Annotated in this window: 20 protein-coding genes; 6 read left to right on the forward strand and 14 right to left on the reverse strand. The window is 62.0% G+C overall.

What is annotated here, in order from left to right:
- The first annotated feature begins 10 nt into the window (after positions 1-10).
- From HAD_RS03985 to HAD_RS03995, 3 genes are read left to right on the forward strand one after another with little or no spacing between them, the layout of a single operon-like run.
- Positions 11-532, forward strand: a complete 522-nt coding sequence (locus tag HAD_RS03985) for a hypothetical protein (RefSeq protein ID WP_035569573.1) — start codon at positions 11-13, stop codon at positions 530-532.
- A 16-nt stretch (positions 533-548) separates the two neighbouring features.
- Positions 549-1,652 (forward strand): serine hydrolase domain-containing protein, encoded by a 1,104-nt coding sequence (locus tag HAD_RS03990; RefSeq protein WP_035569574.1) that lies wholly within the window; start codon positions 549-551, stop codon positions 1,650-1,652.
- A gap of 1 nt (position 1,653) precedes the next feature.
- A complete protein-coding gene (locus HAD_RS03995; protein WP_035569575.1) occupies positions 1,654-2,271 on the forward strand; it encodes a LysE family translocator in 618 nt (205 codons plus the stop codon).
- Between the two features lie 132 nt (positions 2,272-2,403).
- Here the strand turns inward: HAD_RS03995 and rarD are convergent, their stop codons facing one another.
- Complete coding sequence (gene rarD / locus HAD_RS04000) at positions 2,404-3,312, reverse strand: EamA family transporter RarD (RefSeq protein ID WP_035569576.1); 909 nt, start codon at positions 3,310-3,312, stop codon at positions 2,404-2,406.
- Between the two features lie 127 nt (positions 3,313-3,439).
- Between rarD and HAD_RS04005 the strand changes: the two genes are divergently transcribed.
- Positions 3,440-4,831 (forward strand): mechanosensitive ion channel family protein, encoded by a 1,392-nt coding sequence (locus HAD_RS04005; RefSeq protein ID WP_084331760.1) that lies wholly within the window; start codon positions 3,440-3,442, stop codon positions 4,829-4,831.
- A 5-nt stretch (positions 4,832-4,836) separates the two neighbouring features.
- Here the strand turns inward: HAD_RS04005 and HAD_RS04010 are convergent, their stop codons facing one another.
- A complete protein-coding gene (locus HAD_RS04010) occupies positions 4,837-5,871 on the reverse strand; it encodes an aspartate-semialdehyde dehydrogenase (RefSeq protein WP_035569577.1) in 1,035 nt (344 codons plus the stop codon).
- A gap of 134 nt (positions 5,872-6,005) precedes the next feature.
- Here HAD_RS04010 and HAD_RS04015 point away from each other — a divergent pair, with 134 nt between their 5' ends.
- The gene (locus tag HAD_RS04015) at positions 6,006-6,377 is read left to right on the forward strand and encodes a nuclear transport factor 2 family protein (RefSeq protein ID WP_035569578.1); all 372 of its coding nucleotides are present in this window, start codon (positions 6,006-6,008) and stop codon (positions 6,375-6,377) included.
- Here the strand turns inward: HAD_RS04015 and HAD_RS04020 are convergent.
- From HAD_RS04020 to cysK, 9 genes are all read right to left on the reverse strand, one after another.
- Positions 6,374-7,570 carry an amidohydrolase family protein gene (locus HAD_RS04020; protein ID WP_035569579.1) on the reverse strand — a complete coding sequence of 399 codons (1,197 nt, stop codon included), beginning with the start codon at positions 7,568-7,570 and terminating at the stop codon, positions 6,374-6,376. The genes HAD_RS04015 and HAD_RS04020 overlap by 4 nt on opposite strands.
- 82 nt (positions 7,571-7,652) lie before the next feature.
- Positions 7,653-8,495, reverse strand: coding sequence for a phytanoyl-CoA dioxygenase family protein (locus HAD_RS17780; RefSeq protein ID WP_051595906.1), 843 nt, complete (start codon positions 8,493-8,495; stop codon positions 7,653-7,655).
- A gap of 167 nt (positions 8,496-8,662) precedes the next feature.
- Positions 8,663-9,715, reverse strand: coding sequence for a 3-isopropylmalate dehydrogenase (leuB, locus tag HAD_RS04030; protein WP_035569580.1), 1,053 nt, complete (start codon positions 9,713-9,715; stop codon positions 8,663-8,665).
- Between the two features lie 102 nt (positions 9,716-9,817).
- Positions 9,818-10,114: a putative quinol monooxygenase gene (locus tag HAD_RS04035; protein ID WP_035569581.1), complete on the reverse strand. Its 297-nt coding sequence runs from the start codon at positions 10,112-10,114 to the stop codon at positions 9,818-9,820.
- Positions 10,111-10,296: a hypothetical protein gene (locus HAD_RS04040; RefSeq protein ID WP_035569582.1), complete on the reverse strand. Its 186-nt coding sequence runs from the start codon at positions 10,294-10,296 to the stop codon at positions 10,111-10,113. The genes HAD_RS04035 and HAD_RS04040 overlap by 4 nt, the downstream gene beginning before the upstream one ends.
- 31 nt (positions 10,297-10,327) lie before the next feature.
- Positions 10,328-10,957, reverse strand: coding sequence for a 3-isopropylmalate dehydratase small subunit (leuD, locus tag HAD_RS04045; protein WP_035569583.1), 630 nt, complete (start codon positions 10,955-10,957; stop codon positions 10,328-10,330).
- Positions 10,958-10,967: 10 nt separating this feature from the next.
- A complete protein-coding gene (locus HAD_RS04050; protein WP_035569584.1) occupies positions 10,968-11,822 on the reverse strand; it encodes a VOC family protein in 855 nt (284 codons plus the stop codon).
- Positions 11,819-12,298 (reverse strand): hypothetical protein, encoded by a 480-nt coding sequence (locus HAD_RS04055; RefSeq protein WP_035569585.1) that lies wholly within the window; start codon positions 12,296-12,298, stop codon positions 11,819-11,821. The genes HAD_RS04050 and HAD_RS04055 overlap by 4 nt, the downstream gene beginning before the upstream one ends.
- Positions 12,299-12,311: 13 nt before the next feature.
- Positions 12,312-13,295 carry a cysteine synthase A gene (gene cysK / locus HAD_RS04060; protein WP_035569586.1) on the reverse strand — a complete coding sequence of 328 codons (984 nt, stop codon included), beginning with the start codon at positions 13,293-13,295 and terminating at the stop codon, positions 12,312-12,314.
- Positions 13,296-13,450: 155 nt separating this feature from the next.
- Here cysK and HAD_RS04065 point away from each other — a divergent pair, with 155 nt between their 5' ends.
- Positions 13,451-13,774 (forward strand): DUF2834 domain-containing protein, encoded by a 324-nt coding sequence (locus tag HAD_RS04065; protein ID WP_035569587.1) that lies wholly within the window; start codon positions 13,451-13,453, stop codon positions 13,772-13,774.
- Here the strand turns inward: HAD_RS04065 and HAD_RS04070 are convergent.
- The 3 genes from HAD_RS04070 to HAD_RS04080 form a co-directional block, all read right to left on the reverse strand.
- Positions 13,771-14,157: a hypothetical protein gene (locus HAD_RS04070; protein ID WP_156942151.1), complete on the reverse strand. Its 387-nt coding sequence runs from the start codon at positions 14,155-14,157 to the stop codon at positions 13,771-13,773. The genes HAD_RS04065 and HAD_RS04070 overlap by 4 nt on opposite strands.
- 134 nt (positions 14,158-14,291) lie before the next feature.
- On the reverse strand, positions 14,292-15,689 hold the full coding sequence (gene leuC, locus HAD_RS04075) for a 3-isopropylmalate dehydratase large subunit (RefSeq protein ID WP_035569589.1): 1,398 nt from the start codon (positions 15,687-15,689) through the stop codon (positions 14,292-14,294).
- Positions 15,690-15,793: 104 nt separating this feature from the next.
- Positions 15,794-17,788, reverse strand: a complete 1,995-nt coding sequence (locus tag HAD_RS04080) for a PAS domain-containing hybrid sensor histidine kinase/response regulator (protein WP_051595907.1) — start codon at positions 17,786-17,788, stop codon at positions 15,794-15,796.
- Between the last annotated feature and the right edge of the window lie 15 nt (positions 17,789-17,803).

A 17,803-nucleotide genomic window follows, 5' to 3' on the forward strand; every position in this document is an offset into this window, starting at 1 on the left:
GAAGGCTTTCATGGCCCGGCGCCTCACACTCCCCCTTCTGTTTGCGGCTACCGCGTTATCGCCTGCGGCGTTCGCGGAGACCGTCACGGCCAGCCAGCTGCGCGGCGAACTCGTGAAATACGGCGCCGAGGCTGTCGAGATTTCCTATGAGGACGGTCATCCCATGCTGACCGGCGACATGCTGGGCCAGGCCTTTGATGTCACCTTGAGCGACTGTGACGGCCCGCAGCCGGCCTGCCGGTCCATCCGCTACGTGTCCTGCCGCGAAATGGCGGACTTTTCCCGTATCGAAGCGCTTGAAATCGCGAACACGCACAATGCCGGTTTCAAGGACACCACCGCCTTTGCGGAGGAAAAGTGGTTCGGACAGGTCGTCTGCCTCCGCCTGCAGCAGGAATTCAGGGGCGAAATACAATTCGGCCAGCGCCAGGTCTTCGAATGGCAGATCGAACTGGAAGACTTCCTGCAGGAAATGGACGATGCCCGGGCAGCCAAACAGGCAGCCATCAGTCTCGACAACAGCGCGGATTAGGCCGTATGGCCGGGGCATGACCGATTTTCCGATTTCCGGCTTCACCGCCGCTGGCCTCGAAAACGTGCGAAATGTCTTCGAGGCGAACTTCAAGGACATGGACGAGCTGGGCGCCGGGTTTGCCGTGTATCACCGCGGCGAACTGATCGCCTCGCTGCTCGGCGGCTGGGCCGACCGGCAGAAAACGACGCCCTGGAGCGCTGACACGCTGGTGCCGATTTATTCGACGACCAAGGGCATCGCTGCCTTCGTGCTCGCCTCCCTCGTCGACACGCTGCCGGACGGTTACGAAACCCCGGTCGCCGCTGTCTGGCCGGAATTTGCCGCCAATGGGAAAGACGCCGTCACGATCGGACAGGCGCTGAGCCATCAGGCGGGCCTGCCCGGCTTTCCGGAAGAGATCGACCCCGAAATCTGGCTGGACCCGCCAGCCTGCGCCGCCGCCATTGCCGAGCTGGCGCCGATGTGGCCACCCGGCACCGCGCATGGCTACCACCCCCTGACCTGGGGCTATATTGCAGGCGAGATTGCCCGCCGGATCAGCGGCGAGACTCTCGGCACGACGCTGAAGTCGATGTTCGCAGATGTGGATTTCCATATCGGCCTGCCTGCCAGCGAACATGACCGCTGCGCAGATATCAAACGCCCAAGCGCGCTTGCCGACCTTGGCGAGCTGAATGACTACCGGAAGGCCGCCTTCGTCTACAAATGGTCTGCCCCCAACCGGGGCGGCGCCATCTGGCGCGAAATCGAAATCCCCTCCGCCAACGGCCATGGCACCGCAGAAAGCGTCGGCGCGATTTACCATCACTATGCCCGCAGCGGCGGCGGCAAGCTGCGCTCCGGTATCTTCGAAGACCTGATCCGTCCCCGGACACACGGACCCGATCTTGTCCTGCCGCTGGAGACCAGCTTCGGCGCCGGCATCATGCTGAACACGCATGGCCTGTTCGGCCCGAACCCGGCAACGCTGGGCCATTCCGGCTGGGGCGGCTCCATGGCCGTGTCCGATCCGGATGCGGAATTGACCTGCGCCTATGTCATGAACCGGCAGTCGAACGTGCTGGTCGGCGATCCGCGCGCCGTCCGTCTCGTCGAAGCCGTTTACGCCGCGCTCTGACATGTTTGGCGCGCTCGACTGGCCGGCCTTTATCGTCGCCATGCTTGCGGTGGAACTGACGCCAGGCCCGAACATGGGATGGCTGGCCACCCTGTCGGCGCGCGCCGGCCGCCAGCATGGCTTCAAGGCGGTGGCGGGAATCACGCTCGGCCTCGCGGTCCAGCTTCTGGCCGCCGCGACGGGCCTGTCTGCCCTGCTCGCGGGATCGGTCACCTTCTATGAGGCGCTCCGATGGGGCGGGGTTGCCTTCATGCTCTACCTCGCCTGGGAAGCCTTTCGGGACGATGGCTCGGCCCCACCTGCCATGGCGAACAAGCTGGCCGGGTTCCGGCGCGGCCTGATTGCGAACCTGCTGAACCCCAAGGCGCTGGTGTTCTATCTGCTCGTTGTCGGCCAGTTCGCTGACCCCCGCCTCGGGCATCTCTGGCTCCAGATCCTCCTGCTCGGCAGCCTGCACATTCTCCTCTCCCTGATCGTGCACGTGACCATCGTATTGGTGGCCGACCATCTGGGCGGTTTGCTGGAAAAATGGCGTACATCTTTCGCGGCGCGGATCGGCTTTGGCCTGGCGCTCGCGATCGTGGCGCTCTGGATCGCCATGTCCACCTCACGCGCCTGACCGCATCAATTTCCGCGATCTGGCGTATTTATTGCAGGATACGCGCTCAGATAGGACTCCCATCTCTATCTGTCAGAAACTGACACGCCCCGGTGCCGATCCCCTTGGTGCCGGGGCTTTTTTGTCCTGATATCAGACAGGCCGGGCCGCGCGCGCCAGCCGCCGGGCCTTTGCCTCGCCCACCATGGAATCGACGGTGAACACGGCAAGCGCCAGCCAGATGAAGCCAAAGGCGATGGCAAGCGTCAGTCCGAACGGCTCGCGGAAAATGAAAACCGCGATCAGGAACTGAATGCTGGGCCCGATATATTGCATCATGCCGATGGTCGACAGTTTCAGCCGCTTGGCCGCCAGCGCAAACAGGATCAGCGGAAACGCCGTGATCGGACCTGCCGCCATCAACAGCGGAATGTCCCAGCCGCCCTGCCCCATCAACCGGCCGTCCGGCTGCTGTGCAAACCAGGCGAGCCAGCCCATGGCCAGCGGCACAAGCACGACGACCTCCATCAGGAAACCGGCCCGGCTGTCGACCGCCATTTTCTTCCGGATCACGCCGTAGGAGGCGAAACTCATGCACAGGAAGAGGGCGATCCATGGCACATGGCCATAAGCGACCGTCACGATCGCCACCCCAATTGCCGCAATCGCAACCGATGCCCACTGCGCCGGGCGCAGCGTCTCGGTGAAGAACACCATGCCGAACAGCACGCTGACCAGCGGATTGATGAAATAGCCGAGCGAGGCCTCAATGGTCCGGTCGGCATTCACGGCCCAGATATAGACGCCCCAATTGGCCCCGATCACCAGTCCGGAAAGGATCAGCCATTTTGCCGTGCGCCAATGGAAGGCCGCCCGGATGTCGCGCCAGTTGCCCGCCAGGGCGATCAGCAGCAGCGCCGTCGGAACGGACCAGATCACCCGATGTGCCAGCAATTCCTGCGGCAGGACATGCCGCATCGCCCGGATGTACAGCGGAAGGCTGCCCCAGATGAAATAGGCACACAGGCCAACCAGGAATCCGAAACGCTGGTTTGAAGACATGCGCTGCGCTGTATCAATCCGAATGACTCTTGAATAGTCACGAAAACCGGCGTCGGTTGCCTTGCTGCGTGCATCGTCTAGATTTCAGGAAGAACACCCACGCCACGCATGGAGAAACGCCCGCCAGATGGAAGAAACATCGCCCTCGCTCCTGAACACGCTGAAGTTCGAAGACGTGCTTCGCTCTGTTCAGGAAGACGTGGCCCATCTGGCAGCGGAATTCCTGTCTTATGAATCGCTCTGGCAGTTCCTGGCGATCATCCTGGCCGGGATTGTCGGATTCTTCCTCTCCCGTGTGCCGGTCACCCGGCTGAAAAAACTGGCGGCCAGCCGTGAGCGGTCGGATGTCCTGTTCCACGCCGCTGTGTCCTCGGCCCGCATCGTCTGGCCGGTGGTGACCGCGCTCCTGCTCTGGATCACGATCCCCGTCTTCGGCCAGTTCGGCCTGCGCAACGAGATCCTGCGCGTCGCTGCCAGCCTGCTGAATGCGTGGATCATCGTCCGCCTGATCACGTCAAATATCCGCGACGGGCTGGTCGCCAATACACTCACCCTGCTCGCCTGGCTGATCGCTGCGCTGTACATCCTGCGCCTGCTGCAGCCGGTGACGGAATCGCTGGACTCCACAATCATCGAACTCGGCGGGGTGAAGTTCTCGATCCTGCGCCTGCTGACCAGCCTGGCCGTGGCCGCCTTTGCGCTCTGGCTCGGCCGGATTGCCGGTGACGCGGCGCAGGCCCAATTGCGCAGTTCCAAGAAGCTGACGCCATCCATGGCCGGCCTGCTCGGCCAGGTTCTGAAGATTGCCTTCATCATCATCGCCATCCTGATCGCGCTTCAGGTGGTCGGGGTGAACCTGACCGCCCTGACCATCCTGTCCGGGACACTGGGCATCGGTATCGGCTTCGGACTGCAGGCGATCTTCTCGAACTTCGTGTCCGGCCTGATCATCCTGATCGAAAAGTCCGTGAAAGTCGGTGACTTTATCGAGCTCCAGTCCGGCGTCACCGGCCTTGTGCGCGAGATCAATATCCGTTCAACGCTGGTCACCACGAACGATAATGTCGACATCCTCGTACCCAACGAGGAGTTCATCAAGGCGCAGGTCATCAACTGGACCCTGCGCGAGGCCCGCCGCCGGGTCCGCGTGCCGTTCGGGGTCGCCTATGGCTCCGACAAGGAGCTTGTCCGCAAGGCCGGACTGGAAGCGGCTGAAGAAGTCGAATGGACTCTGAAGGGCATGCCGGGCCGCACACCGCAGGTGTGGCTGACCAAATTCGGCGACAGCGCGCTGGAATTCGAACTCGTCGCCTGGCTCACCGATGCGGCCGTCAGCCGCCCCGCCCGCGTGATCGCAGACTATAACTGGGCGATCCACACGGCGCTGGAGAAGTACGAACTCGAAATCCCCTTCCCGCAGCGCGACCTGCACCTCAAAAGCGCAACGGGCCTCAACGTCACCGTCGAGACCCGTTCAGAGAAATCAGACAAGGCAAAATTCGATTCGGATACGGACTAGTCCGTCTAGGCCGTCTGTTTTTCCGGTTTGATGACGCCGCGGTTCAGCAGCTCTTCCGCAATCTGCACCGCGTTGAGCGCGGCGCCCTTGCGCAAATTGTCCGAGACGCACCAGAACAACAGCCCGTTCTCGACGGTCGGGTCCTTGCGCACGCGGCTGATGAAGGTCGCCCAGTCACCGACGCATTCCTTCGGCGTGATGTAGAGGTCTTCCTTCGGATCATCGACCAGCATGATGCCGGGGCTTTCCCGCAGCAGGTCCTGCGCTTCCTTTGCGCTCATCGGGGCTGCCAGTTCCACGCTGACCGCTTCGGAGTGACCGACGAACACCGGCACGCGCACACAGGTGGCGACGAGTTCGATGCTTTCGTCGATGATCTTCTTCGTCTCGACGCGCATCTTCCACTCTTCCTTGGTGAAGCCGTCATCCATGAAGACGTCGATCTGCGGGATGACGTTGAAGGCGATTTCCTTCTGGAAGATCTCGGGCGTGGGCTCGTCGTTCACATAGATGCCGCGGGTCTGGTTCCACAGCTCGTCCATGGCGTCCTTGCCCGCGCCGGAAACGGACTGGTAGGTCGAGCAGACCACGCGCTTGACGCCGACAGCGTCGTGCAGCGGCTTCAGCGCCACCACCAGCTGTGCCGTCGAGCAATTCGGGTTCGCGATGATCCGCTTCTTCTCGTACCCCATCACGGCGTCGCCATTGCACTCAGGCACGACGAGCGGCACGTCCGGGTCCATCCGCCAGGCGGAGGAATTGTCGATGGTGATGGCGCCGGCCTTGGCGATCTTCGGGCACCATTGCTTCGCAGTGGAGCCGCCGGCAGACATCAGGACGAGATCGACCTTGGAAAAGTCGAAGCTTTCGATGTCCTGGCATTTGAGCGTCCGGTCGCCATAGGAGACTTCCTTGCCCTGCGACCGGCGCGATGCCACGGCGTGGACTTCGTCCGCCGGGAACAAGCGCTCGTCCAGAATGGCCAGCAATTCACGCCCGACATTTCCTGTCGCGCCGACAATCGCAATCCGTGTGCCCATGGCTTTTTCGCTCCTCGCAATTCGAGGCGGGCTTATGGCGCATTTCGAACCGATGCGCAAAGCCTGTTGCCATTCGGCCCCCTGTCAGGCAACACGAGGGGGCACCCGGAGACACATATGGAGGCCCCAGCCCCATGCTCGACGACGTAATTGCCCGCTATATTCAATGCTATAATGACCGTGACATTGACGGCATGCTCGATTGCGTGACCGATGATGTCGTGTTCGAAAACATCTCAAATGCCGGTGGATCCATGCGCCTGGATGGCAAGGACATGATGCGCCAGGTGGCAGATCTGTCCGGAAATGCCTTCTCATACCGCCGCCAGCGACTGGTCAATGTCGTGTCCGGCGGCGGCAAGGCAGCCGCCGAGATCGAATTCGAAGGCAAGGCCGCCGTCGACCTGCCGAACGGCATCAAGGCCGGTGAGACCGTGAAAGTGCGCGGCGCCAGCTTCTTCGAATTCCGCGGGAACCTGCTCTGCCGGATCGCAGACTACAGCTAGGCCGACCGCTGCAGTTCCGGCACGCGCAGGTCCGGGGCGAGGCCCTCACCCATCATGTCGATGAAATTGCCGGAATAGAACGCCTTGATGGCGCTTTTCGGCAAGTCTTGCAGGGTTTCATCAAACCGTTTCAGCGGGTTCCGGCCGCCTTCGACATGCGGGAAGTCGGAGGAGAACATGGCGATCTCCTCTCCAGCATTCCGGATGATCCAGCCGGCATCCTCATGCGGATAAGGCGCTGCGCGGAACTGGCGGCGGACGATCTCTGACGGCTTCGCGGAAAGCTTCTGCAGGCGTTCCTCATTGCGCATGAAGGCATGCGCGGCAGAATCCATTGCCCGCATCCAGCCTGGCACCCAGTTCGCGCCGAGTTCGATGGCGCCCCATTTGAGATCCGGGAAGCGGTCGAAAACACCATCGAAGATCAGCGTCGCCAGCGTCTGCATCGCCGCCTCGGGGATCGGCATGTAGGAGACGGAGGTGAAATTGTCGTCGCCGCCATGGAAGTCCGGCACCGGCGGCAGGCCGTTTTCCTTGTAGGCCGGGTTCAGTTTCTTCTCCCCGCCAACATGAAGTACGACCGGGACACCGGCCTCCTGCGCCGCCGCCCAGACCGGGTCCAGCGCAACATGGCTCGGCGAGTGATGCTGCGGGCAAAGGCTCGGCACCATCAGCGCCTTGGCCCCAAGCTCCAGGGCCAGCTTCGCTGTGGCGAGCGCCCGGTCGAAATCCTCCAGCGGCACGTAAGCGACAGCCAGAAGACGCCGGTCGATGCTGCAGAAGTCCGTCATCATCCGGTTATGCGCATCGGCTGCGGCGTAGCAGAGCTCCATGTCATCCGACTGGTCGAGGCCGAAATTGCCGAGACAGTGCGTGGTGAAGACGAGCTGACTGGCGAAGCCGAGCTTGTCCAGCGTGTGCGGCCGGTCCTGCCGGATCCATGCCCCGTGCGCGTCATAGTTCTTCCGCAACAGGATATTGTCGTCCGCCTCCGCCCGGAAGGCTGCATCCTGCTGCAGCGCCAGGCGTTCCCCGACATGTTCAGCCTTCGCCCCCGTGCGCAATTCCTTCACCCGCGGCAGCGCCAGGAAGCGGTCCAGCAAGCGTTTCTCGAAATACGGATCAAGACAATCGGCCGGCTCCATCAAATGGCTATCGGCATCATGGATCAGCCGTCCATCGGCGTATGACATGGCATTCCTCCCTCATATTTTTGGGGAATGCTCTCATGAGCTCTCCGCAGGGGCAATCTTACCCTTGCGTTATGTCACGATGTTAACGGGGCAACTGCGGCGACCGAGGCCACCAGTAGCCGCCATGATCGAACTGGCTGGCACCACCCACGGATTCCAGATCTGACTTGGAATAGTAGTGACAGACGAGGCTCTTGCGCGTCAGGTCCCAGTTCTGGATCGGCGATCCCCCATGAAGAAGGAAGGCATGCCAGATGAAGACGTCGCCCTTCTTGGCATGGTTCACCTGCTCTTGCAGGCCCATTTGCTCGGTGTGCTGCGCAATGTGATCGTCCCATCCGCTGACTTCCCCCGGAATCACCCGGATCTTGCCATTGGAGAACCGGTAGACCGGGATGTTGTGCGAACCAGGCATGTAGCGGAGTGGCCCAGAGTCAGGGTGGATATCCTCCAGCGCCACCCAGATCGCAATCATGTCCCGTTCGTTCGGCGGTGGCAGGTAAAGTGTATCCTGGTGCATGCCTTGGCCCGAACCCCATTTGAAGTTCAGGGACTGGCACAGGACCGGCTCCGTCCCAAGCAGTTCACGAAGGACATGTACCAGCTTCGGATCAAGGCTGACCGACCGGACTGGATCACTGACCAGGAACAGGTCATTCATCACGTACCGTTCCGTCCGCTCTTCCTCGGACAAACGGTCGAGATAATTCCTCACCCGCTTCTGGGTCGGGGAGTAGATCTGATTGTCGGCGACAATATCGTCACGCCGATTTTTCCATGCTTCCTCGGTCTCGTTGACAATTGCGTCCACCTGTTCGTCCGAAAGAAACTTTGGAAGGACGTAATAGCCATTTTGCTCCCAAAACGCTAAATCGACTTCCGGTTTTTCGTCAGTTTTCGGTACAATCTCGACAGTTTCTTTCATGTGATATCAGCCTCGCGTTACAAGGGCCAAAATGCACATGAGAACTATCTGGGCAAGAAAAAATTTCCTCTTACCGACGCACCGCACAGATCGTCTGAAATTCGGGGAGACCTGCCCGCGCCGCTCCGCATCCTGTAGCGGCGCCTGCGCGTTCGACGGCACGCAATTCAGAGTGCGGCGATGATCGCGTCGGCCATTTCGCTTGTGGACAGGCTGCCACCGAGGTCCTTCGTGCGGGCGCCCTGGTCGAGCGCCTTGCCGACAGCCGCAAACAGCATATCGGCCGCCTTCTCCCGGCCGAGCGACCAGCGCAGTGCCATTTCCAGCGACAGGATCGCGGCGCAGGGGTTCGCAACTCCCTGCCCGGCAATATCCGGCGCAGAGCCATGCACCGGCTCGTAAAGGCCGGGCGTGCCCGGAGCGCCGAGCGAGGCGGAGGGTAGCATGCCGATCGACCCGGTCAGCATGGCCGCCTCATCCGACAGGATGTCGCCAAACAGATTGCCTGCGAGGATGACGTCGAACTGCTTTGGCGCCCGGACGAGTTCCATGGCGCAGGCATCGGCATACATGTGCGACAGGTCCACGCCTGCGCCCATTTCGGCGTGCGCCAGCGTAACTTCCTGGCGCCAGAACAGGCCGGATTCCATGACATTGGATTTCTCGACCGAACAAACACGGCCCTGACGGCCGCGGGCGATCTCGAAGGCGACGTGCGCCACGCGCTCGATCTCCGGATGGGTATAAACCGACGTATCGTAGCCGCGGCGGATGCCGCTGGTTTCGTCGATGCCACGCGGTTGGCCGAAATAGACCCCGCCCGTCAGCTCGCGGACAATCATCAGGTCAAGGCCGGCCACAACGTCGTGCTTCAGGCTGGACGCTTCCACCAGCGCAGGGAAGCAGAAGGCGGGACGCAGGTTCGCGAACACGTCGAGGCCTTTGCGCAAGGCCAGCAGGCCGGCTTCCGGACGCTTGTCGCGCGCTGAGCCAACCCATTTCGGCCCACCGACCGCGCCGAGCAGCACGGCATTGGCCTGCCGCGCGCGTTCCAGCGTCTCTTCCGTCAGCGGATCGCCATGCGCGTCAATCGACGCCCCGCCGACCAGGCCTTCTTCCATTTTCAGGTCCGGCGCGACCACTTCCGCCACGCGGCGGGCTTCAGCGGTGACTTCCGGGCCAATCCCGTCACCCGGGAGCAGGAGGAGTGTCTGATGCATGTTCTGGCCTGTCTATTACGCAATACCGATGGGCGGCATTTACCGCTCCCCAGCCGCAATGTCACCCACGGTTTTTGACGCAGCCTGCCCGGTGAAAATGCCTCAGATCGGCTCTGGATCGGCCTCATACAGCCGCAGGGACCGGTCTGTTATGCCGAGGCTGGCGATTTCCTCGCGCCAGGCGGCCATATGGGGCGTGGCGAAATGCGCCTTCAGCGCCTCCCGGCTTTCCCAGCGTTCGGTCACCCGCACCAGGCCGGGGTCGAGCAGATCGACGCTGTAGGCATAGTCGATGCAGCCGGATTCGGCCCGGCTGGCACGGATCATGGTCTCCATCGCCGGACGGGCCGCTTCGATCCGTTCCGGCGGAACTCTGACTGTGCCTTCGATGACGATCATGAGTCCGTCTCGCTTTCTTCGGAGGTTGCGGCGCCATCATCTTCAGGCGCCGTGGCATCTGCCGGCGGCTTTTCCGGCAGGGTGACGTTCACTTCCGGCTTTATAGAAAACGGATCATTGTGGCAGGCGCCAAGCGCCGCCAGCCCCAGCACGAGGAAGATTGGTTTTACTCTGTCCGGCATCGGGTTTCCCTTCTCGGATGCCGTCCGGGCTTCAGCCCGCCGGCTCGAGCCACGGCATGGAGACCTTGCGGGTGGCTTCATAAGTGTTGATGTCACTTTCGGCCTGCAGCGAGGCGCCGATCTCGTCGAGGCCCTGCAGCAGGTTGGACTTGCGGCCCGGGTCGACGTCGAATGTGTAGGTCTCACCATCCGGTGCCGTCACGATCTGCGCTTCCAGGTCGACCGAGAAGACATGGTTCGATCCGCCAGCCTGCCGGGCGAGTTTTTCGCAGACGTCCACCGGCAGGCGCACCGGCAGAATGCCGTTCTTGTAGCAATTGTTATGGAAGATATCGGCGAAGCTCGGCGAGATGACGACCGAGATGCCCTGGTCCGCCAGCGCCCATGGCGCATGTTCCCGTGAGGACCCGCAGCCAAAATTCTCGCCCGCGATCAGGATATCGGCTTTTGCGAATTCCGGCTTGTTCAGTACGAAATCCGGGTTCGGCGAGCCATCGGCCAGGGTTTTCAGCTCATAGAACAGGCCTTTCGACAGGCCGGTGCGCTCTGTCGTCTTCAGGAACTGTTTGGGGATGATCATGTCCGTGTCGACATTGGACATGAGCTTGCCCTTTTCGAGCAGCGGCGCGGCGGTTCCGGTAATTTCAGTAAACGGTGTCATGGCGGCGTTCTTACTTCGGCTCATGCGCAATGAAAAGCGTCGGAACGCCCATTGTGCCATCCCTGACCGTAAAGACGCTCGAACCGGGTTTGCGGCCCTTGCGCAATTCCGAAACGTTGAAGCCTGCCCCGGTGAGACGGGCATGGGCGGCGGCAAGGTCCGCCACCTCCCAGGTCAGGCCCCAGATCCGGTCCGGCCCGGCCGGATCATGCGTTTCGCCGAGCCGGTGGATGACCTCAAAGGTCAGCCCGCCCGTGCGGAAGAACAGAAAGCGCGTTTTCCACTGAGGGGCATTCCGGTCGAGCGCCAGATCCAGCCCCAGCCGCGCCCCGTACAGGCCAAGTGCCCGGTCCGGATTGGGTGTGTCGATGACGATATGGTCCAGCGAAACGACGGCGCCGTCCGGAGCGTCCTGTGACGGCAGTGGCGTTTCGGGCTGAATCAGGAAGGTTTTGATGCCGGACGTCTGATCATCCGCGCAGCGGAAACGCTTCCAGCTTCGCGTGGCTCCATCCAGTTCATTCGTGCTCTCGCCCGGCACGATGTCCTGCGGGCCCATGCCCCGCCGCGTCAGCTTGTGATGCGCAGCCGCAATATCTGCTGTGCCGAATGCCAGCGTTTTCAGGCCAGGACCTTCTGCCTCGATAATCTCCCGCAGCCGGTCTGCCACAGGGCCCTCCCCTGCAGGCGCCATCAGTTCGAGACTGGTATTGGCGACGCGGAAGATCGCCGTCGCGGCCCCGCCCTCCCCGTTCGCCCGCCAGACGGGCGGGCGGCCCAGCAAGGCTTCATAGACCGCCGCGGCGGAGTCGATTTCAGGCGCGACGAGGACAATATGATCGAGGCCGGTGACGAGCTGGCTCATGTCTTTTTCTTCTTCCTGTCTTTTCTTCCAAAGCGTTTGCGGCGCGGAAACGGCATGACGCGAAACTGTTCCCCCTCATGGGCCAGGGCGACGAGGCGCCCTTCCCCGTCAAGCCAGGCCTCGCCCTCCAGTTCGCCCTTCTTGCACAACTGGCGAACCCGCCGGGAGATGCGCAGCGGCGTGACCCAAACCTCATCCCCGATTTTGACTTCAGCGAGAAAGGCCGCCGATTGCTTGTCTGTCGTCCGGCGGATCTCGAATGGCGCTGGCTGGGGCGTGCCGGTTTCCAGCACATGGGCCCGGCGTCGGTCGAACCTGAGCGAGAACCAGGACATGACCACAAGATAGACGCCGAACCCGGCCAGCAGCAGCTGGACCCAGCCGGACACGTCCAGCCGGATCATCGCATCGAGGCCAGCCGCCATGGCCAGCATGACGAGGCCGAGGACAAAGAGAGCTACAGTATGGAGCGCCATCACGCAGTGAGGCTTACAACCCCTCGAACAGGGCCGTCGAGACGTAACGTTCCGCAAAGCTCGGCAGGATCGCCACCAGCGTTTTGCCCGCCATGTCGTCGCGGCTGCCGACTTTCATCGCCGCCGTGGCCGCCGCGCCCGACGAGATGCCGCCCGGAATGCCTTCCAGCGCGGCCAGTTTGCGGGCGTTCGCCATGGCTTCTTCATTGGTGACCTTCACCACTTCGTCGATCAGGCCGGTGTCGGCGTTCGCGGGAATGAAGCCCGCACCGATGCCCTGAATCATGTGCGGGCCCGGATCCCCGCCGGACAGGACGGGGCTTCCTTCCGGCTCCACCGCGATCATTTTCAGGTCTGGCTTCTTCGCCTTCAGCACACGGCCACAGCCGGTGAAGGTACCGCCCGTGCCGATGCCAGCGATGACCGCATCCACCGCACCGTCGGTGTCGCCCCAGATTTCTTCCGCCGTGGTCTTTTCATGGATCGCCGGATTGGAGGGATTGTCGAACTGGCTCGGCATCACTGCGCCGGGTGTCGAGTCGAGAATTTCCTGCGCCTTGGCGATGGCCCCGCCCATGCCCTTCTCCTTCGGCGTCAGTTCCAGTTGCGCGCCGAGAAAAGCGAGCATCTTGCGCCGCTCGATCGACATGGATTCCGGCATGGTCAGGATCAGCTTGTATCCGCGTGCCGCGGCCACGAAGGCAAGGCCGATGCCCGTATTGCCGGAGGTCGGCTCCACCAGCGTGCCGCCGGGCTTCAGCTTGCCGGAAGCTTCCAGTTCCAGAATCATGTTCAGCCCAATCCGGTCTTTGACGCTCGACAGCGGATTGAAGAATTCGCATTTGAACAGGAGGTTCGCCTTGATCCCCGTCTCAGCCGAAAATTTCGGCGCCGCTACCAAAGGCGTCGCGCCAACCGTTTCGAGAATCGACGCATAGGTCCGCCCCCGCGGGCCATCCAGCGTTACACCGCCCGGAAGTTTCACCGTACCAGCCATCTTGTCCTCCTTCGTGGTTTTGCCGGACTATCCGCCCGCCACGATGCGGAAGCAACTGAAAGCTCGGTTTAAGAATTCGGGTTAGCGGACCAAGACGCGCCGCCTATCCGCGCTATAACACACCTGTTTCCCGCCCCTGCCACTTTGGAGAGACCATGAAACCGGCCGTTCTTGTCTATGCCCTGCTCGCTATTGCGGGCGCTGTTCTTCCGCTGTCGCAATTCCTGCCCTGGTTCATGGAACACGGGCTGGATGTGCCGCGCTTTGTCGGCGATCTCTTCGCGACGCGGATCGGCGGATTCTTCGGCTGGGACGTGATCGTCTCGGCCGTGGTGCTCACTGTCTTTATCCTGATCGAAGGCAGGCGCATCGGCCTGCGCTATCTCTGGCTGCCGATTGCCTGCACGTTCAGCGTCGGCGTCTCGTTCGGCCTGCCGGTCTTCCTGGCAATGCGCGAGCGGACGCTGAGGACGGACTAGTCCATCCAAGAAATATGGATGAGTTGCTCGTCCGGATAGACCGCGAGGCACGCTCCCGAATCCAATGTCGCAATGTACAAGGGTGAAGACTGGCTCGCTGCACGCAAAATATCCCGGAGCGTTTTGCCTTCCGGACGCAACTCACGATCAGAGCCGTAAATCTTGCATCCCCGCTGAGATCCCGCAGCATCCGGCGCCGGAAGATACTCCCAGTCACGGCGAAGGCCGCTTTCCGGGGAGTGGGTCGTCTCGATCAGGAAATCCAATCCCCTTCGGTTGATGTGTTCGGCAATGTCCGGATTCACCCGATAGGCAGACCAGGCCATGCCACCCTGGAAATCATATTCATGGCGACCATCCAGCCACTCGCCGGCTTCCAGCATGGACGGAACCTGCTCAATCAGAGCCGGTGCGTTTGCTGTCTTTCCCCGGGTTTCAAAGTGGAGGTGTGCCAGCCAGGCAACAGCAAGCACCAGCACCAATCCGCAAACAAGAACGAACGCGTTCCCTACGATCTTCAACCGATCACGCCGGTGATCGCGGCTTTCGCGGCGAGGGCCGGGCTCATCAGATGAGTGCGGCCACCGCGGCCCTGACGGCCTTCGAAATTCCGGTTCGACGTCGACGCACAGCGCTCGCCCGGCGACAGGGTGTCCGGGTTCATGCCGAGGCACATGGAGCAGCCCGGCTCACGCCATTCAAAGCCGGCATCGAGGAAGATCTGGTCGAGGCCCTCTTCTTCCGCCTGCGCACGAACGAGGCCGGAGCCCGGCACGACCATAGCGCGCACACCGTCAACCACATGATTGCCTTTGGCGACGTCTGCGGCGGCGCGGAGATCCTCGATCCGGGAATTGGTGCAGGAACCGATGAAGACGCGTTGTACCGGCGTTCCAGCAATCGGCACACCGCCTTCCAGGCCCATATAGTCCAGCGCGCGCTCACACGCAGCGGCTTTCACCGGATCGGAAAAGTCTTCCGGCTTCGGAATAATACCGGAGACCGGAATCCCCTGTTCGGGGCTGGTGCCCCAGGTCACGGTCGGCTCCACGTCTGCGGCGTTGATTTCGACGACATGATCGAAGACGGCATCTTCATCCGTGTGCAGTGTCTTCCAGAAACTTTCCGCAACTTCCCATGCGCCGCCCTTTGGAGCAGCCGGACGGCCCTTGATGTAGGCGAAAGTCTTTTCGTCCGGCGCGACGAGCCCTGCGCGGGCGCCGCCTTCAATGGACAGGTTGCACAGCGTCATGCGCCCTTCCATGCTCAGGTCACGGATCGCTTCGCCTCGATACTCCATTACACTGCCCGTGCCACCGGCCGTACCGATCTGGGCAATGATGTGCAGGGCGAGATCCTTGGCCGTAACACCTGACTTCAGCTTGCCGGTCACTTCGATCGCCATGTTCTGCATCTTCCGGGCCCGGAGGGTCTGGGTCGCCAGAACATGCTCGACTTCAGACGTACCGATGCCGTGCGCCAGTGCGCCGAACGCGCCATGGGTGGAGGTATGGCTGTCGCCGCAGACAATCGTCATCCCCGGCTGGGTACGTCCTTGTTCCGGCCCCACGACATGGACGATGCCATTATTGATATCGCCCATTGGGAAGAACTTGATGTTGTATTCGGCAACATTGCGCGACAGCGTTTCCAGCTGGTTGCGCGCTTCCGGATCCTTCACCCCGGCGAGGCCTGCGGCCTGGTTCTCGGTCGGCGTGTTGTGGTCGGCCACAGCGAGGGTCAGGTCAGTACGGCGAACGCCCCGCCCAGCTGCTTTCAGCCCCGCAAAGGCCTGCGGTGTCGTCACCTCATGGATCAGGTGCAGGTCGATATAGAGTAGGCTTTCCCCCGACGCCTCATCGGTGTGCACCAGATGGGCATCCCAGATTTTGTCGTAGAGTGTCTTGCCTGCCATGGGCCGAATATTCCCTGCTTGTAGAAAATTATTGCGCGCAAACGCGCCGGTCAGCGCGTCTCGTGCAACACACGGCGCATCGCGTCAATGTGTCAGATGGCAGTTCAGGCGACCTGGCGGGCGGTCCGCCCGGTCCACGTTCGCACGGTTTCCAGCAATTCCGCCTTGTCGAGCGGTTTGGTCAGCACGGCGTCCGCCCCGCGCGATAGAAATTCGCGGCGTTCCTCGGTCATGGCATGGGCCGTCACGGCGATGACAGGTGTCGGGGGCCGGCCTCCGGTCGCTTCAAAGTCCCGGATAACGCGCGTCGCCGCCATCCCGTCCATGACCGGCATGGAAACATCCATGAGCACAAGGGCATAGGCATTCTGGCGGAACAGGTCGACCGCGATTTTTCCGTTTGCCGCGAAGTGAAGTTCATAGCCCGCCCCCTCCAGCAGACCGGCGATGACCCGCTGGTTCACCTCATTGTCTTCGGCAATCAGGATACGGCCGCCCGGCGGCGGGGCCGGCGCGACAGGCGGCACCGGCTTCGGAGCTGTGACCGGAGCGGGACGCCGCGTACTGCCGATGACCCCGCTGACTGCCTTGCCCAGCGCCCCGCTCAGCAGCGGCTTGATCAGGAAGTCGTTGACCCCGGCCTTGAGGAATGCCGCCTTCACATCCTGGGAATCGACGGAAGACACGACGACAATCTTCAGCCGGTTGAAGGCCGGTTTGGACCGGATCATCCGGGCCACACGCAGACCGTCAATGTCCGGCATCTGGTAGTCCAGCACCAGCAGATCGTACGGCTCACGCCGGTTGTGAGCCTCGGCCAGGCGGCGCAGGCCCTGCCGCGGATCGGTCTCATGGTCGGACCGGATGCCATAAAGGGCCAGCTGGCTGGCCGAGATCCGGCAGTTCAGCGAAATGTCGTCAATCACCAGCGCGCGGACATGGCTGAGGTCGGCCCGTTCGACCGGTTCCAGGAAGAGGCGCGGCTCATCATCGGCAATCGGCAGGGTCAACTCGACCCGGAATGTGGAGCCCACGCCGAAGGTCGACGTGACGTCGATCTGCCCGGCCATCGCCTCCACAAGGCTGCGGCAGATGGACAGGCCAAGGCCCGTGCCACCGAAGCGCCGCGTGGTGGAGGCGTCCGCCTGTTCGAACTGGTGGAACACGGTTTCCAGCTTGTCTTCCGGAATGCCGATGCCCGTATCGTCTACCGTGATCGCGAGATGGGCGTAGCCGTTCTCTCCCGACCCTGTAATGCGCACAAGGATATGACCTTCAGTCGTGAACTTGATCGCATTGCCGACCAGGTTTGTGAGGATCTGGCGGATGCGGCCAGCATCGCCCACCAGCTCATCGGGCACATCGCGGGAAATGTCCGTGATCAGCTCAATCCCCTTCTCGTTCGCGCCCGACCCCAGCAGCGCGGCAACATCGTCCAGCACAGTGGACAGGGAAAAGGGTTCTGCATCGATCGTCAGCTTTCCGGCCTCGATCTTCGAGAAGTCGAGAATATCGTTGATCACGGTCAGCAGTGCCTCGCCGGACCGTTCGATCATGTCGACAATCTCGACCTGCTCCTCGTTCAGTGCCGTGCGGCGAAGCACTTGGGACATGCCGAGAACGCCATTCATGGGTGTGCGGATCTCATGGCTCATATTTGCCAGGAATTCCGTTTTCGATTTCGCCGCGTTCAGCGCCGTCTCACGCGCCTCTTCCAGCGCCGTTTCGCGCAATATCCGCTCCGTCACATCCGTCAGGACACCAACGATGAAGACATTGCCTGCAGCATCCTCGAAACAGGATTTCGAGGATTCGACCCAGCGCACCTCGCCGTCGGCATTCGTGAACTGGACAGTATTGACGCTGCCAGCGCGCGTCTCCAGCACGCCATTGTCCACTTCCCGGAAGAGGTCAGCCTGGTCTTTTGGGAAAAAGTCATAATCGGTATGCCCGATGAGCGACTCGCGCGGACGACCGCCAAACCGGCACAGGGCGTCGTTCACCTCGATCCAGACATGGTCTGAATTCTTGATGAATACGGGATTGGGCAGGAGGTTCAGCACCCCCTTCAGCAATTCGGTTTTGCCGTCGCCATTCATCAGATCACACGCTCC

This window comes from Hyphomonas adhaerens MHS-3 (assembly GCF_000685235.1).
Lineage (GTDB): Bacteria > Pseudomonadota > Alphaproteobacteria > Caulobacterales > Hyphomonadaceae > Hyphomonas > Hyphomonas adhaerens.

Coding starts and splice junctions, on each gene's coding strand:
- HAD_RS03985 (WP_035569573.1), top strand. CDS start 11: ATGGCCCGGCGCCTCACACTCCCCCTTCTGTTTGCGGCTACCGCGTTA.
- HAD_RS03990 (WP_035569574.1), top strand. CDS start 549: ATGACCGATTTTCCGATTTCCGGCTTCACCGCCGCTGGCCTCGAAAAC.
- HAD_RS03995 (WP_035569575.1), top strand. CDS start 1,654: ATGTTTGGCGCGCTCGACTGGCCGGCCTTTATCGTCGCCATGCTTGCG.
- rarD (WP_035569576.1), bottom strand. CDS start 3,312: ATGTCTTCAAACCAGCGTTTCGGATTCCTGGTTGGCCTGTGTGCCTAT.
- HAD_RS04005 (WP_084331760.1), top strand. CDS start 3,440: ATGGAAGAAACATCGCCCTCGCTCCTGAACACGCTGAAGTTCGAAGAC.
- HAD_RS04010 (WP_035569577.1), bottom strand. CDS start 5,871: ATGGGCACACGGATTGCGATTGTCGGCGCGACAGGAAATGTCGGGCGT.
- HAD_RS04015 (WP_035569578.1), top strand. CDS start 6,006: ATGCTCGACGACGTAATTGCCCGCTATATTCAATGCTATAATGACCGT.
- HAD_RS04020 (WP_035569579.1), bottom strand. CDS start 7,570: ATGTCATACGCCGATGGACGGCTGATCCATGATGCCGATAGCCATTTG.
- HAD_RS17780 (WP_051595906.1), bottom strand. CDS start 8,495: ATGAAAGAAACTGTCGAGATTGTACCGAAAACTGACGAAAAACCGGAA.
- leuB (WP_035569580.1), bottom strand. CDS start 9,715: ATGCATCAGACACTCCTCCTGCTCCCGGGTGACGGGATTGGCCCGGAA.
- HAD_RS04035 (WP_035569581.1), bottom strand. CDS start 10,114: ATGATCGTCATCGAAGGCACAGTCAGAGTTCCGCCGGAACGGATCGAA.
- HAD_RS04040 (WP_035569582.1), bottom strand. CDS start 10,296: ATGCCGGACAGAGTAAAACCAATCTTCCTCGTGCTGGGGCTGGCGGCG.
- leuD (WP_035569583.1), bottom strand. CDS start 10,957: ATGACACCGTTTACTGAAATTACCGGAACCGCCGCGCCGCTGCTCGAA.
- HAD_RS04050 (WP_035569584.1), bottom strand. CDS start 11,822: ATGAGCCAGCTCGTCACCGGCCTCGATCATATTGTCCTCGTCGCGCCT.
- HAD_RS04055 (WP_035569585.1), bottom strand. CDS start 12,298: ATGGCGCTCCATACTGTAGCTCTCTTTGTCCTCGGCCTCGTCATGCTG.
- cysK (WP_035569586.1), bottom strand. CDS start 13,295: ATGGCTGGTACGGTGAAACTTCCGGGCGGTGTAACGCTGGATGGCCCG.
- HAD_RS04065 (WP_035569587.1), top strand. CDS start 13,451: ATGAAACCGGCCGTTCTTGTCTATGCCCTGCTCGCTATTGCGGGCGCT.
- HAD_RS04070 (WP_156942151.1), bottom strand. CDS start 14,157: ATGCTGGAAGCCGGCGAGTGGCTGGATGGTCGCCATGAATATGATTTC.
- leuC (WP_035569589.1), bottom strand. CDS start 15,689: ATGGCAGGCAAGACACTCTACGACAAAATCTGGGATGCCCATCTGGTG.
- HAD_RS04080 (WP_051595907.1), bottom strand. CDS start 17,788: ATGAATGGCGACGGCAAAACCGAATTGCTGAAGGGGGTGCTGAACCTC.